15 protein-coding genes and 1 pseudogene are annotated in these 13,635 nt (G+C 65.8%); 9 read left to right on the plus strand and 7 right to left on the minus strand.

Annotated features, from left to right (window positions below; all coding sequences use genetic code 11):
- Window positions 1-353: 353 nt before the first annotated feature.
- Both H5J25_RS17595 and H5J25_RS17600 read right to left on the minus strand, forming a co-directional pair.
- Entirely contained in the window at window positions 354-566 is a 213-nt protein-coding gene (locus tag H5J25_RS17595) for a hypothetical protein (protein WP_202093298.1), read from the minus strand.
- Window positions 567-643: 77 nt separating this feature from the next.
- A complete protein-coding gene (locus H5J25_RS17600) occupies window positions 644-1,732 on the minus strand; it encodes an alkene reductase (RefSeq protein ID WP_202093300.1) in 1,089 nt (362 codons plus the stop codon).
- A gap of 85 nt (window positions 1,733-1,817) precedes the next feature.
- Here H5J25_RS17600 and H5J25_RS21735 point away from each other — a divergent pair, with 85 nt between their 5' ends.
- From H5J25_RS21735 to H5J25_RS17630, 7 genes are read left to right on the plus strand one after another with little or no spacing between them, the layout of a single operon-like run.
- A complete protein-coding gene (locus H5J25_RS21735) occupies window positions 1,818-2,384 on the plus strand; it encodes a DMT family transporter (protein ID WP_404829552.1) in 567 nt (188 codons plus the stop codon).
- Between the two features lie 23 nt (window positions 2,385-2,407).
- On the plus strand, window positions 2,408-2,731 hold the full coding sequence (locus H5J25_RS21740) for an EamA family transporter (RefSeq protein WP_404829553.1): 324 nt from the start codon (window positions 2,408-2,410) through the stop codon (window positions 2,729-2,731).
- A gap of 31 nt (window positions 2,732-2,762) precedes the next feature.
- Entirely contained in the window at window positions 2,763-3,377 is a 615-nt protein-coding gene (locus H5J25_RS17610) for a COQ9 family protein (protein WP_404829624.1), read from the plus strand.
- Window positions 3,378-3,423: 46 nt separating this feature from the next.
- Entirely contained in the window at window positions 3,424-3,720 is a 297-nt protein-coding gene (locus tag H5J25_RS17615; protein WP_202093306.1) for a FeoA family protein, read from the plus strand.
- Window positions 3,717-5,576: a ferrous iron transporter B gene (feoB, locus tag H5J25_RS17620; protein ID WP_202093307.1), complete on the plus strand. Its 1,860-nt coding sequence runs from the start codon at window positions 3,717-3,719 to the stop codon at window positions 5,574-5,576. Before H5J25_RS17615 ends, feoB begins: the two co-directional genes overlap by 4 nt.
- Before the next feature lie 11 nt (window positions 5,577-5,587).
- Window positions 5,588-6,142: a single-stranded DNA-binding protein gene (gene ssb, locus H5J25_RS17625; protein ID WP_202093308.1), complete on the plus strand. Its 555-nt coding sequence runs from the start codon at window positions 5,588-5,590 to the stop codon at window positions 6,140-6,142.
- 29 nt (window positions 6,143-6,171) lie between these two features.
- A complete protein-coding gene (locus H5J25_RS17630) occupies window positions 6,172-7,731 on the plus strand; it encodes a sensor histidine kinase (RefSeq protein WP_202093314.1) in 1,560 nt (519 codons plus the stop codon).
- A gap of 33 nt (window positions 7,732-7,764) precedes the next feature.
- On the opposite strand, the gene H5J25_RS17635 is transcribed toward H5J25_RS17630, so the two are convergent.
- The 3 genes from H5J25_RS17635 to metX all read right to left on the minus strand — a co-directional run bounded on the left by H5J25_RS17635 (window position 7,765) and on the right by metX (window position 10,022).
- Window positions 7,765-8,166, minus strand: coding sequence for a response regulator (locus H5J25_RS17635; RefSeq protein ID WP_202093316.1), 402 nt, complete (start codon window positions 8,164-8,166; stop codon window positions 7,765-7,767).
- A 64-nt stretch (window positions 8,167-8,230) separates the two neighbouring features.
- Window positions 8,231-8,818, minus strand: coding sequence for a methionine biosynthesis protein MetW (metW, locus tag H5J25_RS17640; RefSeq protein ID WP_225883214.1), 588 nt, complete (start codon window positions 8,816-8,818; stop codon window positions 8,231-8,233).
- Window positions 8,819-8,888: 70 nt separating this feature from the next.
- Complete coding sequence (metX, locus tag H5J25_RS17645) at window positions 8,889-10,022, minus strand: homoserine O-acetyltransferase MetX (RefSeq protein ID WP_202093320.1); 1,134 nt, start codon at window positions 10,020-10,022, stop codon at window positions 8,889-8,891.
- A 66-nt stretch (window positions 10,023-10,088) separates the two neighbouring features.
- Here metX and hisC point away from each other — a divergent pair, with 66 nt between their 5' ends.
- Together hisC and H5J25_RS17655 are read left to right on the plus strand one after the other, a co-directional pair.
- Window positions 10,089-11,213 (plus strand): histidinol-phosphate transaminase, encoded by a 1,125-nt coding sequence (hisC, locus tag H5J25_RS17650; RefSeq protein WP_202093322.1) that lies wholly within the window; start codon window positions 10,089-10,091, stop codon window positions 11,211-11,213.
- Complete coding sequence (locus tag H5J25_RS17655) at window positions 11,213-12,121, plus strand: prephenate/arogenate dehydrogenase family protein (protein ID WP_202093323.1); 909 nt, start codon at window positions 11,213-11,215, stop codon at window positions 12,119-12,121. The genes hisC and H5J25_RS17655 overlap by 1 nt, the downstream gene beginning before the upstream one ends.
- A gap of 261 nt (window positions 12,122-12,382) precedes the next feature.
- Here the strand turns inward: H5J25_RS17655 and H5J25_RS17660 are convergent.
- A pseudogene (locus H5J25_RS17660) lies at window positions 12,383-13,079 on the minus strand (lysophospholipid acyltransferase family protein).
- The gene (locus tag H5J25_RS17665) at window positions 13,076-13,612 is read right to left on the minus strand and encodes a YdcF family protein (RefSeq protein ID WP_202093324.1); all 537 of its coding nucleotides are present in this window, start codon (window positions 13,610-13,612) and stop codon (window positions 13,076-13,078) included. The pseudogene H5J25_RS17660 and the gene H5J25_RS17665 overlap by 4 nt, the downstream one beginning before the upstream one ends.
- Window positions 13,613-13,635: the final 23 nt, after the last annotated feature.

Raw genomic sequence — 13,635 nt, forward strand, 5'->3', positions numbered from 1 at the left:
GCTTCGACAGGCTCAGCACGAACGGGCGGTTGATGGTATCCCTTCCCGTCCTTCCGTCTATTGGGCATGGAGATACCGCCGCGTCACAGCCTTCGCAGCGAATGGCCGGTTTCTCGACTTCGCTCGAAACGAACGGGCAGGGTGGTTTTAACCGACGGTCTGCGTCGTGCGACGCGAGAGCGGTGATACCGGATCATCACGTCGCCGGGTCAATCAGCCCGCCCCGTTCGCCCTGAGCCTGTCGAAGGGCGGGTAGCGCAGGACAGGTGCTTCGACAGGCTCAGCACGAACGGGTGGTAAGGTCGCCTTTGCCGGCTTTTTGGTCGCGGACCGGCACGCCTAACTTCCACCGCTCAAACCGCGCGCACCGCCTTCGGCGTTACCCAGACGGTGACGGGGACGGCGAACTTGCCGGGGGCGGGTTTGCCCACGTCGACGCGGTCGGCGGTGACGAGTTCGCCGGTTTCCAGATTGAAGGAGACCCACGGCTTCGGCATGCGGCCGAAGACGAATTTCTGGATCGGCTGACCGGTGGCCGTGTTCATTATCGTTGCTGTGACGCCCATCGCGGCGCTGATAGCGGCAGCGATGGGCGTGTCCAGCGGGATGCGGCGGGTTTGGTGCCCGCCGCGATGCGGTGACTTCAGGCGTCCTGCGTTTCCAGCGCGGGATAGTCGGTATAGCCTTCCGGCCCCTGGCTATACATGGTTGCCGGGTTCATCGGATTGAGCGGGGCGCCCGCCTTCAACCGCGCCGGAAGATCCGGATTGGCGAGGAAGGTGCGGCCGAACGAGACCGCGTCCGCGGTGCCGGCATCGATCACCGCCTGCGCTTCTTCCGCCGTGACATAGTCGGAATTGAGGATGAGCGGCCCCTTGAACACCTTGCGGATTTCGGGCGACAGCTTCGGCACATCGGTGCGGCCGAACGTGCCCTCGGGTCCCGGCTCGCGCAGTTCGAGGAAGGAGATGCCGATCTCGTCCAGCGCCTTTGCCGCGGCGGTGAACAAAGGTGCGGGATCGCTGTCGTTCACGCCTTGCGAATCGCCGTTGGGCGACAGGCGGATCGAGGTGCGATCCTTGCCGGCGACGGAGACGACGCGTTCGACCACTTCGACCATCAGGCGGATGCGGTTCTCGACCGAGCCGCCATATTGGTCGTCACGGAAATTGGCGTTGTCGCGCAGGAATTCGTCGATCAGATAGCCGTTGGCGCCATGTACCTGCACGCCGTCGAACCCGGCGGCGAGCGCGTTGCGGGTGGCGCGTTCGTAATCGTCAAGCAAAGCGGGAATTTCGTCGAGCGACAGCGGGCGTGCGGTCTCGAACGGCTTCTTCCCTTCATAGGTGTGCGCCTGGCCGTCGGTCGCGGTGGCGGAGGAAGAGACGGGCTGTTCGCCGGTGACGCTGGAATGCACCTGACGCCCCATATGCCACAATTGCGCGACGATCCGGCCGCCGGCATCGTGCACCGCCTTGGTGATCGGCTTCCACTTTTCGACCTGTTCGTCGCTCCACAGGCCGGGGGCGAACGGCCAGCCGAGACCCTGGCGGCTGATCCCGGTCGCTTCCGAGATGATCAGGCCGGCCGAGGCGCGCTGGCGGTAATATTCGATCATGATCTCGGTCGGCACGTGATCCTTCGTACCGCGGCCGCGCGTCAGCGGCGCCATGATGACGCGGTTCGGGGCGGAAATCGCGCCCAGCTGGATGGGATCGAACAAACTGGGCAAATCACGTTTCCTTTTGCTACCTGACGGATCGCAGATAGGACGCTACAGCGCCGCATGCATCCCGCCGACCCCAAGAAAATCTAACATGCCGCAAACCGGACGCGCATCGACTGGCCCCCACCCGCTCGCCTTTCTCGCGTTGATCGGCGCGAACGTCGCGCTGGCGTTCGGGCCATGGTTCGTCCGGCTGGCGGATACCGGGCCGGTCGCGGCGGGATTCTGGCGCGTGACGCTGGCGGTGCCGTTGCTGCTGGCGATGTCGCTGGGCTGCGGATGGCGCCCCGTGCGGCTGGGCAAGACGGTGTGGATATTGATTGCGGTGGCGGGCGTCAGCTTCGCCGCGGATCTGGCAAGCTGGCATCTGGGGATCCTGCGCACGACGCTGGCGAACGCGACGTTGTTCGGCAATTCGGCGACGTTGATCTTCCCGCTCTACGGTTTCCTGATCGCGCGCGCGTGGCCGAGCCGGACGCAGGGGCTGGCGCTGGTGCTGGCGGCGATCGGCGCGGCGTTGCTGATGGGGCAGTCGTACAGCCTGAACCCGCGCAACCTGGTCGGCGACCTGCTGTGCCTGTTCGCGGGCATCCTCTACACATTGTATTTCATCGGCATGGCGCGGGTGCGCGACACGATGGCCCCCTGCCCGCGCTGACGCTGTCGAGCATCGCGGGGATCGTGCCCTTGCTGATCTTCGCGCTGGCGCTGGGCGAAAAGGTGATGCCGGACCATTGGACGCCGCTGATCAGGCTTGCGCTGTGCAGCCAAGTGATCGGTCAGGGGTTGATGATCTATGCGCTGGGGCAATTCTCTCCGCTGGTCGTGGGCCTGGCACTGCTGACGCAGCCGGTGGTGGCGGCGGCGATCGGGTGGAGCGTGTATGGCGAGCGGCTGGGCATGGCCGACGTGATCGGGGTGGTACTGGTCGCGGTGGCCTTGGTGCTGGTGCGGCGACCGGCTAAGACAGAATCGAGGAGCGAGCGCGATGACCGACCTGCCTGACGATCCCACGCTGGACGAGATCCGCGCCGCGATGGCGCCGGTGGTGGCGAGCAATGCCGCATTCGACGGCTGGGGCGACGAGGCGCGGGATGCGAGTGCGGACGCGCTGGGCATCGACCGCGACGTCGCGATGCTGGCGTTTCCGGGCGGCGCGGTCGAGATGATCGCGGCGTGGTTCGCCCATATCGATGCGGAAATGCTGGCGCTGCTGCCGCCCGAAACGCTGGGGGCGATGAAGATTCGCGAGCGGATCACCGCGTTGGTCGAGGCGCGGCTGACGGCGGTCGCACCGGACCGGGAGGCGCTGCGGCGCGCGCTGGCGATCCTGGCCATGCCGCAGAATCTGGCGCGCGCGGCGAAACTCGGCTGGCATGCCGCCGACGTGATGTGGCGCGCGGCGGGCGACACGGCGACGGATTACAATCACTATACGAAGCGCACGATCCTGGCTGGCGTCTATGCCGCGACGGTGACGGTGTTCCTGGACGATGACAGCGAAGGTCACGCCGATACGCGCGCATTCCTGGCGCGGCGGATCGACGGGATCATGCGGTTCGAGAAGGCGAAGGCGGGTTTCCTCGCGCGCGGGCAGCACCGCCCGAGCCTGTCGCGCTTCGTCGGACGGCTGCGCTATCCGGCGGTCTGACTAATTCGCTGGCATCGCCGGCCAGTTATTGATAATCAGTCGCATCATGAATGCGACCGCCACCCGTGCGATTCCCCTCAGCCTCGAAAAGCTTCCGCGGCGCCAGCAGGCGACCGTGGCAGCGATCGACTGGCAGGGATTGAGCGTGCCCGAGGCGCGGCGATTGCGCGAACTGGGCTTCGACGAGGGTGTCGATGTCGAGGTGTTGCATAAATCGGTGTTCGGCAGCGGCCCGATCGCATGTCGCATCGGACGCATGACGATCGCGCTGCGCCGCACCGTCGCCGCCGCGATCCAGGTTTCCCCCGTTCCCGTCTCGCCCGCGTCCCGACCACTGGCATGACCACCCTGCCGCTGGTGGCGCTGGTCGGCAATCCCAATGCCGGCAAGAGCGCGCTGTTCAACGCGCTGACTGGTGCGCGGCAGAAGGTCGGCAATTATCCGGGCGTGACGGTGGAGCGGCATTCGGGCCGGCTGGCGCTGGACGATGGCCGGCCGATCGAGCTGGTCGACCTGCCCGGCGCGTATAGCCTGGACCCGAGCAGCCCGGACGAGCGCGTGACGCGCGACGTGATGATGGGCCGGCAGGAGGGCGAGCGATTGCCCGACGCGATCGTCATCGTCGTGGATGCGTCCAACCTGGACAATCATCTTCGCTTCGCGTTGCAATTGATCTCGCTCGGCTTGCCGGTGGTGGTGGCGCTGAACATGATCGACCTGGCGGAGCGCGACGGGCTGACGCTGGATGCCGCGGTGCTGGAGCGCGAGCTTGGCGTGCCGGTGGTGCCGACGGTCGCGGTACGGCGGCGCGGGCTGGACGAATTGAAGGCGCGCATGTCGAGCACGATCGGCAGCGGCGCGGTGCGGCGGCTGCGCCCGAACGAGGGGCATGTCGACGAGGATATCGTGACACTGCAACGCCGGGCGCGCGCGCTGTCGGTGAAGGCGACGGTGTCGGAGACGACCGGTCGGCGCTGGACACACCTGCTGGATGCGGTCGCCTTGCACCCGGTGAGCGGGCCAATCCTGCTGCTCGGACTGTTGTTCGTGATGTTCCAGGCGGTGTTCGCCTGGTCGCAGGCGCCGATCGGATGGATCGAAAGCGGCTTCGCCCTGCTGACGGAGGGGGTGAACGGCGCGCTGCCGGACGGATTCGTACGGTCGTTCGTGGCCGACGGGCTGATCGCGGGCGTGGGCGCGGTGGTGGTTTTCCTGCCGCAGATCCTGATCCTGTTCACCTTCATCCTGGTGCTGGAGGCGAGCGGGTACATGGTTCGCGCGGCGTTCATGATGGACCGGCTGATGGCGGGCGTCGGCCTGTCGGGGCGCGCATTCATTCCGTTGCTGTCGAGCTTCGCCTGCGCAGTGCCCGGAATCATGGCGACCCGGTCGATCGACGACGAGAAGGACCGGCTGACGACGATCCTGATCGCGCCGCTGATGACATGTTCGGCGCGGCTTCCGGTCTATACGCTGATCATCGGCGCGCTGATCCCGAACCGCGAGGTGCTGCCGCTGGTCGGGCTGCAGGGGCTGGTGATGTTCGGGCTGTACGTGCTGGGCGTCGTCTCCGCCTATATCGCCGCACTGGTTCTGCGCCGCACGGTGACGGCGGGGCCGTCCTCCGGATTCATGATGGAGATGCCGAAATATCAGTGGCCGCGGCTGGGCGACGTCGCGATCGGGCTGTGGAGCCGTGCGGTCATCTTCCTGAAGCGCGCGGGCACGACGATCGCTGCGACGGTCGCCTTGCTGTGGGTCTTGGCGAGCTATCCCGTCGCGCCCGAGGGGCAGCGGCAGAGCGAATATTCGATCGCGGGGCGCATCGCGAGCGGGATCGAAATCGTCGTCAAGCCTATCGGGTTCAATCACGACATCGCGCTGTCGCTGCTGCCCGCAATGGCCGCGCGCGAGGCGGCGGTCGGCGCGATGGCGACGGTCTATGCGATCGACAATCCCGACGAACCGGCGGGGGAAGGCCGGCTGGCGGAAAGCCTGCGCGGACGGTGGAGCCTTCCGACCGCACTGGCGTTCCTGATGTGGTTCGTTTTCGCGCCGCAATGCATCTCCACCATCGCCGTCACGAAACGGGAAACCAATGGCTGGCGATGGCCGATGTTCATGGTGGGATACCTGTTCGCGCTGGCATATATCGCGGCCGGGGCTACATACTGGGCCGCGACAGCAATAGGTTTGTAGGAAACAGGAATATGGCGGGAAGCGTCAACAAGGTCATTCTCGTCGGCAATCTCGGCCGCGATCCGGAAAGCCGCAGCTTCCAGAATGGCGGCAAGGTGGTGGAACTGCGCATCGCCACGTCCGAAAGCTGGAAGGACCGCAATTCGGGCGAGCGCAAGGAGAAGACCGAGTGGCACACCGTCAAGGTGTTCAACGAGGGGCTGGCCAATGTCGCCGAACGCTATCTGCGCAAGGGCAGCAAGGTCTATATCGAGGGCGCGCTGACGACGCGTAAGTGGCAGGACCCGCAGGGGCAGGACCGCTATTCGACCGAAATCGTGCTGCAGGGATTCAATTCCGTGCTGACGATGCTGGACGGCGCCGGTGGTCAGGGCGGCGGCGGTGGCGCTGGTGGCGGCGGCAGCCGTGACGATTTCGGCGGCGGTAACGAATTCGGCGGCGGTTCCGGCGGTGGATCGGGTGGCGGCTATGGCGGCGGCGGCGGTGGTGGCCGGAGCAACGCGCCGGCCGGTGGCGGCAGCCGCAGCAGCTTCGCCGACGACCTTGACGACGACGTACCGTTTTGAAGGACGACGCCCCGCCTGAACGCGACACGATGACCGATGCCGAAAACCAGCCGACCGGGCAATCGCCCGGCGATACCCCGCGCGGCTGGCAGCTGGACGAGGCGGCACGCCTGCGCACGGTTGCCGCGCATGACATCGGATCGCTGCGCGAAAGCGAGGGGCTGAAGCGGCTCACCGATTTCGCCGCCGCGCTGTGCGAGGCGCCGATCGCCCTGGTCAGCCTGGTCGAGGAAACCCGCCAGACGTTCCTTGCCCGGACCGGCCTGTGCGACACGGAAACCCCGCGCGAGACGAGCTTCTGCGCGTTCGCGATGCTTGATCGCGACATCATGATCGTGCCGGATGCGACGCTTGACTCGCGCTTCGCCGACAATCCCCTGGTTACCGGGGACCCCCACATCCGCTTCTATGCCGGGGCGCCGTTGATCGCCGACGACGGCATGCCGATGGGATCGCTGTGCATCATCGATACCGTGCCGCGCGCCGGATTGACGCCATTGCAGCAGCAGGGGCTGAGCACGCTGGCGGACGCGGTGATGGCGCGGTTGCGCGACAGCCGGGATGCCGCCGCATGGCGCGACACGCATAATGCCAATCATCGCGCCCTGACCGAAAGCCACGGCCGGTTCCGCGTGCTGGCGGATTCCATGCCGCAGATGGTGTGGTCCACCCTGCCCGATGGCTATCACGATTATTACAATGCGCGCTGGTACGAATTCACCGGCGTGCCCGAGGGATCGACCGACGGCGCGGAGTGGAACGGCATGTTTCATCCCGACGATCAGGAGCGATCGCACAAGGCGTGGTCGCACAGCCTGGCGACGGGCGAGCCGTACCAGATCGAATATCGCCTGCGCCGCCATGACGGCGACTTCCGCTGGACGCTGGGGCGCGCCTTGCCGTTGCGCGACGAGGCGGGCGAGATCGTCCGCTGGTTCGGCACGTGCACCGACATTCACGAACAGAAGCAGGCCAGCGAAGAGCGCGAGATCGTGGCGCAGGAACTGAGCCACCGGATCAAGAACATCTTTGCGGTGATATCCGGCCTGATCGGGTTCGCAGCGCGTGCCAATCCCGGATTCCGGGTGATCGCCGACGATCTGCGCGACCGGGTGATGGCACTGGGCCGTGCGCACGATTTCGTTCGGCCGCACAGCACGCATTCCCGCCCGGCAGCAGCGCAGTCTAGCCTTCGGGGTCTGCTGGACGAACTGTTCAAGCCTTATCAGCAGAGCGGCGCAGCCCGGATCGCCGTAACCGGCAACGACGTGCGGATCGACGACCGGTCCGCGACGCCGCTGGCTTTGCTGTTCCACGAGCTGGCGACGAACGCGACGAAATATGGCGCGTTGTCCAGGGATAGCGGTCAAATTACCGTGGACATCGTTTCGCCTGACGAGCGGATTTGCCTGATCTGGAGCGAGACTGGTGGCCCGACCATCGAGGTCGCGCCTGAATCGAGCGGATTCGGATCACAGCTGATCGAGATGAGTGCGGTCCGGCAGTTGGGCGGAACGGTCGAACGGGACTGGAAGGCGAACGGGCTGGTCGTCACCGCCTGCATACCGGCGAAAGCGTTCAGCCGGTAAACGTGCGCGATCTTCGGTGCGGAGTGTCCGGTGTCAGCCGGTGATCGCGTCGTCGATCAGCACGAGATCGTCATTCGCCGGATGACCCCCGCCAGCGCTGGCGAGTGCTGCAGCGGCAAGGATCGCGGCCTCGCTGAACGGCTTGCGGACATAACCGAGCGCGTTGCTCGCCTCGCCGATTTGCGCGGGATTTGCGGTGACGAATACCACCTTCAATCCGTATTCCTGCGACAGCGTCTGCGCGAGCGCGGGACCGGTCGGTCCGTCTCGAAGATTTATGTCCACCAGTGCGAAACTGCACTCCCCGGCTTCCTGCAAGGCGGTGGAACGATCGGCGGCAATCGCCTTCACCTTGTACCCGGCGTCGGTCAGGATACGCTCCAGATCGAGCGCGACGAAAATCTCGTCTTCGACAATCAAGGCAGTGGCGGTCATTGAATTTCCAAGAGCGATGAGCCGTTAAAAACCGCCGATCAGCCGTTAGGTTCCTTGATCGCGATCAATTCCGAAGCAGGAATACCGCATGTTCGGCGCGGAAATTGGCGGCGGCCGAACTCGTTCGACGGTCGCCGGAAAGGAACCAGGCGCCTTCGACCTCAATTCCGCGGTCCGCCACGAACGCGCGGAAATCGTCCACGGTAACGTGGTGGATGTTGGGTGTATCGTACCAGCGTTCGGGCAACAGCCGCGTCACGGGCATGCGACCGCCCCACAGGAGCGATGCGCGGACGCGCCAGTGGGCAAAGTTCGGAAAGGACACGAAGGCGCGGCGACCGATGCGGAGCAGATGATCGAACACGACATCGGGGCGGCGCGCGGTCTGCAGCGTCTGGCTGAGGATCGCATAGTCGAAGCTGGCGTCGGGATAGGCCGCCAGATCGGTGTCGGCATCGCCCTGTATTACCGACAGGCCGCGCGAGACGGCGGCGGCGACGTTATCGGCCGCAATCTCCAGACCGCGCGCATCGACGCCTTTAGTGTCGCGCAGGGCGGCCATCAATGCGCCGTCACCGCAGCCGACGTCCAGCACGCGCGAACCGGCGGCAACCGTGTCGGCAATGATCGCGAGGTCGGGCCGGAGCATCACGCTGGCCCCCACATCGCGAACGCCTGTTCCACGTGTAACAATGCTTTAGCGCGGGATAAGATTATGTCGCTCATGTGCGGGCCTTCAGGAAGCCGTCGACGACCCGGTTGAGTTCGGGCGATTCGAGCAGGAAGGCGTCGTGACCGAACGGGCTGGACAGTTCGACGAAACTGACCGGCGCGCCGGCTGCGTTGAGGGCGTGAACGATCGCGCGGGATTCTGCGGTCGGATACAACCAGTCGGTATCGAAGCTGACGAGACAGAAGCGCGCCTTGCTCGTCCGGAACGCGCGCGCGAGTTGGCCGCCATGTTCCTCCGCGAGATCGAAATAATCCATCGCGCGGGTGATGTAGAGATAGCTGTTGGCGTCGAAGCGATCGACGAAGGCGATGCCCTGGTGCCGCAAATAGCTTTCGATCTGGAAGTCCGCGTCGAACCCGAACGTCTTCGTCTCGCGCGCCTGGAGTTTCCGTCCGAACTTCTCGGTCAGGCCGGCTTCCGACAGATAGGTGATGTGTGCCGCCATACGCGCGACGGCGAGACCGGCGGCGGGTGGATCGGTGGCCTCTCCGCCGATGCCGTAATAGTCGCCGCCACGCCATTTTGGGTCAGCCATCACCGCCTGACGGCCAACCTCGTGAAACGCGATGTTCTGCGCGGTATGGCGCGCGGTCGAGGCGATGACGACGATGGCGCGGACGCGATCGGGGAAGGTCGCAGGCCAGCTGAGCGCCTGCATCCCGCCCATTGACCCGCCGACGACGGACTTCAATATGCCGACACCCAGATGATCGAGCAGCATCGCCTGTGTGCGGACCATATCGCGGATCGTGATGACCGGAAACGCCATGCCCCAGGGGCGGCCGGTCGCCGGGTTGACGCTGGCCGGGCCGGACGAGCCCATGCAGCTGCCAAGCACGTTCGCGCAGACGATGAAATCGCGCGCCGGATCGATCGGCTTGCCGGGACCGACCATCCGCGTCCACCAGCCGGGCTTTCCCGTGACGGGGTGGTTGCTCGCGACATGCTGGTCTCCGGTGAGCGCGTGGCAAATCAGGATCGCATTGCCGCCGTCCGGGTCCAGCGTACCGTAGGTTTCGTATGCGATATCGACAGGGGACAGCAGCACGCCGCCGTCCAGCCTGAGCGGTCCCGGCAGGGTGACGGAGCGGGCGAGCCCGTAGCGCTGATCGGTCGAAGTCACGCATCGGGCGCTACGGCCCACGGCGTCGCCTTGTCAATTTGTACAGGCCCGCTATGCCGCCAGCGCATGAGCGCACCCGAAACCAAATCCTCGGCCAAACCCGTGGCCAACCCCTGGATCCTGGCGATCGCCCCGTATATTCCGGGCCGGTCGACCACCGATGATGGCCGCAAGGTCATCAAGCTTTCATCAAACGAGAATCCGCTCGGCACCAGCCCGGCGGCGCGTGCGGCGTTCGCCGGGGCAGCGAACCAGCTGGAACGCTATCCCGACGCCAGCGCGACCGAGTTGCGCGACGTTCTGGCCGCGAAGCACGGTCTGGACCCGGCGCGGATCATCTATGGTAACGGATCGGACGAGGTGCTGCATCTGGTCGCCGGCGCGTTCGCCGGGCCGGGCGACGAGATCATCCATGTCCGCTACGGCTTCGCGGTGTACGAGATCGCCACCCGCCGCGTCGGCGCGACTCCGGTGATCGCGCCGGACCGCGACTATGCGACCGATGTCGACGCGATCCTGGCCTGCGTCACTGATCGCACCAAGCTGGTCTATGTCGCCAATCCGAACAACCCGACCGGCACCTATTCGGCCCGCGACGAGATCGCGCGGCTGCACGCTGGCCTGCGCCCCGACATCCTGCTGGTGCTGGACCATGCCTATGCCGAATATATCGATGGCGATGCCGAGGATGGCGGGATGGCTCTGGCCGAGAGCGCGTCCAACGTGCTGGTGACGCGGACCTTTTCCAAGATGTACGGGCTGGCGGCGGAGCGGATCGGCTGGGGATATGGATCCGCGGAGATCATCGACGCGATGCACCGCATCCGCCTGCCCTTCTCGATCACGATCGCAGGCACGGCGGCGGCGGTCGCGGCGGTCGCGGATACGGAATTCGTCGACAATACGCGGGGGCACAATGCGGAGTGGCGCCGCTGGTTCAGCGACGAGATCGGCAAGCTGGGCAATGCGGGCCTGCGCGCGGTGCCGAGCCAGGCGAACTTCGTGCTGGTGCTGTTCGAGGGCAAGCTGACCGCAGAGGTCGCGTATAAGGGCCTGATGGATGCGGGCTATATCGTCCGCTGGCTGCCCGGTCAGGGCCTGCCCGACGGGCTGCGCATCACGATCGGCACGGCGGACGAGACACAGGGCGTGCTGGGCGCGCTGCGCGATCTGGTCGAAACCGCCGGCTGATGCTGCCGTTTTCGCGCGTCACGATCATCGGGCTGGGGCTGATCGGATCGTCGATCGCGCGCGCGGTGCGGCTGGCGATGCCGACCGTGCGGCTGACGGGATACGATGCCGACCCGCAGGTGCGCGAGACCGTGGACCGGTTGCAATTGTGCGACGACGTGGCGGATTCGAGCGGCGCGGCGGTGATCGACGCGGATCTGGTGATCCTGTGCGTGCCGGTCGGCGCGATGGGCGCGGCGGCGGCAGAGTTCGCGCAGGACCTGCCCGCCGATGCGATCGTCAGCGATGTCGGATCGTCCAAGGCGGAGGTCGCGCGCGTGCTGGGCGAGGCGTTGCCCGGCGCGATCGTCATCCCCGCACACCCGGTGGCGGGCACGGAGCGCAGCGGGCCGGATGCGGGGTTCGCGTCGCTGTTCCACAAACGCTGGTGCATCATCACCCCGCCCGAGGGCGCGAACCCGGCCGCGGTCGAGCGCGTGGCGGAATTCTGGCGCCGGCTGGGCGCGGACATCGAGATGATGGCGCCCGAACATCATGATCGCGTGCTGGCGGTGACGAGCCACCTGCCGCATCTGATCGCCTATACGATCGTCGGCACCGCATCGGATCTGGAGGAAGTGACCCAGTCCGAGGTGATCAAATATTCCGCCGGCGGTTTTCGCGATTTCACGCGGATCGCGGCGTCGGACCCGACGATGTGGCGCGACGTGTTCCTGACCAACAAGGATGCAGTGCTGGATATGCTGCAACGCTTTTCCGAGGATTTGACCGCGCTGCAACGCGCGATTCGGCTGGGCAAGGGCGACGATTTGTTCGAGCATTTCACCCGTACGCGCGACATACGGCGCGGGATCATCGAACAGGGGCAGGACGATCCTGCGCCCGATTTCGGGCGGACGCACGACTGAGGGTTTTGGAAGGGGGCGGTGGGGACTTCTTGCCGGCCTTGTTAGGTGGGCGTCGGTGGCCGCTTCTTGCTCCCCTCCCTGGAAGGGAGGGGTTGGGGGTGGGTGTTGTCCGGGCGTACCGTTGCCGCTTGTATTTGGGTTGCCGTATCGCGCGCATCGACCCACCCCCGGCCCCTCCCTTTCAGGGAGGGGAGCAGTTAAGGACGCCACCCTTCAGGGCGGAGCAGTAACGGCACCCCCTCCCCCTCAAGGCACGTCGAATCAACCCTTCGCCACATCCATCGCGTTGATCGCGGCATGGACGCGGGCTTCGGCTTCCTCGCGGGGCAGGCCTGCGGGAATGACGTCACCGAAGCGGAACGTCACGATGCCCGCCTTTTTCGGGCCGTGACGAGGCCAGACTATTCCGGAATCGATCGCGATCGGCACGACGGGAATCTTGAGCATCTGATATAGGCCGGCGAACCCGGCGCGCAGCGGGGGGTGTTCGCCGGGGGGGGACGCGTGTGCCCTCTGGAAAGATCAGGATCGAGCGTCCCTCGGCGAGCGCGGTCTTCGCTTCCTTGACCATGCGGCGCAATGCCCCGGCCGATGCCTCGCGATCGACGACGATGCAGCCGTAGATGCGCGCGGCCCAGCCCCAGACCGGGATGCTGGCCAGTTCCTGCTTCATCACGATCGCCGGGGTATTGAGCATCCGGCCGAGTTCCAGCGTCTCATACATCGCCTGATGCTTGGCGGCATAGATGACCGGGCCGCCGGGAAATTTCGTGCCCTCGATGTTCTGATGGATGCCGAGGAACGTCCGCGTCGCCCAATGGTGGAAGGCGGTCCAGATGTGCGTGTTGACGATGATCGCGTTTCGGCCGAACAGCGCGCTGATCGGCGTGGCGAGAACGATCGGGACGGAGATCGTGTAGAATACGATCTTGAACAGCAGGTTGCGCAGGGCGATCATCGTCCGATTCCAGTCCATAAGGCGATCTGCCGCAGCAGGAATTTGTTATATTCGGCGACCAGGGTGGCGAAGCGCGGATGGCTGGGGACGCCGTCGCCGACCACTTCGACATCGTTGCCGAGCGCGTAGGCGAGTTCCAGCCGCGCGCGCGCCATGTGCCAGTCCGACGTGACCAGCCGCACCGTCCGGTAGCGATGATCGCGCACCCAGCGTGCGGTTTCGGTCGCGTTGGATTTGGTATCGACCGCCTCCTGACCCAGATCGATGCAGCAATCGAAGATCTGGTCGGACACCTTGTATTCCGCGGCGAGTTCGCTTGCCTCCACCTCCGGCGCGACCCCGGTGATCAGCATGCGTTTGGCGGCGCGCGCCTGAAGCAGTTCCAAACCGCGCTGGATCCGGCCTGGGCCGCCGGTGGGGACGACGATCGCATCGGTCACCACGTCGTTCAGCGGCCTTGACAATACGAGCATGAACACGGCGAACCCGAGCAGCCATAGCATCAGCATGAGGGACAGTAGCCGCCGGATCATACCGGCCGGCCGTGGCGAGCGGC

It is taken from the genome of Sphingomonas aliaeris (assembly GCF_016743815.1).
GTDB lineage: Bacteria > Pseudomonadota > Alphaproteobacteria > Sphingomonadales > Sphingomonadaceae > Sphingomonas > Sphingomonas aliaeris.

What these genes read in the sequence shown, in the direction of transcription:
- H5J25_RS17595 (WP_202093298.1), bottom strand. Translation starts at nt 566, where the DNA reads ATGGGCGTCACAGCAACGATAATGAACACGGCCACCGGTCAGCCGATC.
- H5J25_RS21735 (WP_404829552.1), top strand. Translation starts at nt 1,818, where the DNA reads ATGCCGCAAACCGGACGCGCATCGACTGGCCCCCACCCGCTCGCCTTT.
- H5J25_RS17610 (WP_404829624.1), top strand. Translation starts at nt 2,763, where the DNA reads ATGGCGCCGGTGGTGGCGAGCAATGCCGCATTCGACGGCTGGGGCGAC.
- H5J25_RS17615 (WP_202093306.1), top strand. Translation starts at nt 3,424, where the DNA reads ATGAATGCGACCGCCACCCGTGCGATTCCCCTCAGCCTCGAAAAGCTT.
- feoB (WP_202093307.1), top strand. Translation starts at nt 3,717, where the DNA reads ATGACCACCCTGCCGCTGGTGGCGCTGGTCGGCAATCCCAATGCCGGC.
- ssb (WP_202093308.1), top strand. Translation starts at nt 5,588, where the DNA reads ATGGCGGGAAGCGTCAACAAGGTCATTCTCGTCGGCAATCTCGGCCGC.
- H5J25_RS17630 (WP_202093314.1), top strand. Translation starts at nt 6,172, where the DNA reads ATGACCGATGCCGAAAACCAGCCGACCGGGCAATCGCCCGGCGATACC.
- H5J25_RS17635 (WP_202093316.1), bottom strand. Translation starts at nt 8,166, where the DNA reads ATGACCGCCACTGCCTTGATTGTCGAAGACGAGATTTTCGTCGCGCTC.
- hisC (WP_202093322.1), top strand. Translation starts at nt 10,089, where the DNA reads ATGAGCGCACCCGAAACCAAATCCTCGGCCAAACCCGTGGCCAACCCC.
- H5J25_RS17655 (WP_202093323.1), top strand. Translation starts at nt 11,213, where the DNA reads ATGCTGCCGTTTTCGCGCGTCACGATCATCGGGCTGGGGCTGATCGGA.
- H5J25_RS17665 (WP_202093324.1), bottom strand. Translation starts at nt 13,612, where the DNA reads ATGATCCGGCGGCTACTGTCCCTCATGCTGATGCTATGGCTGCTCGGG.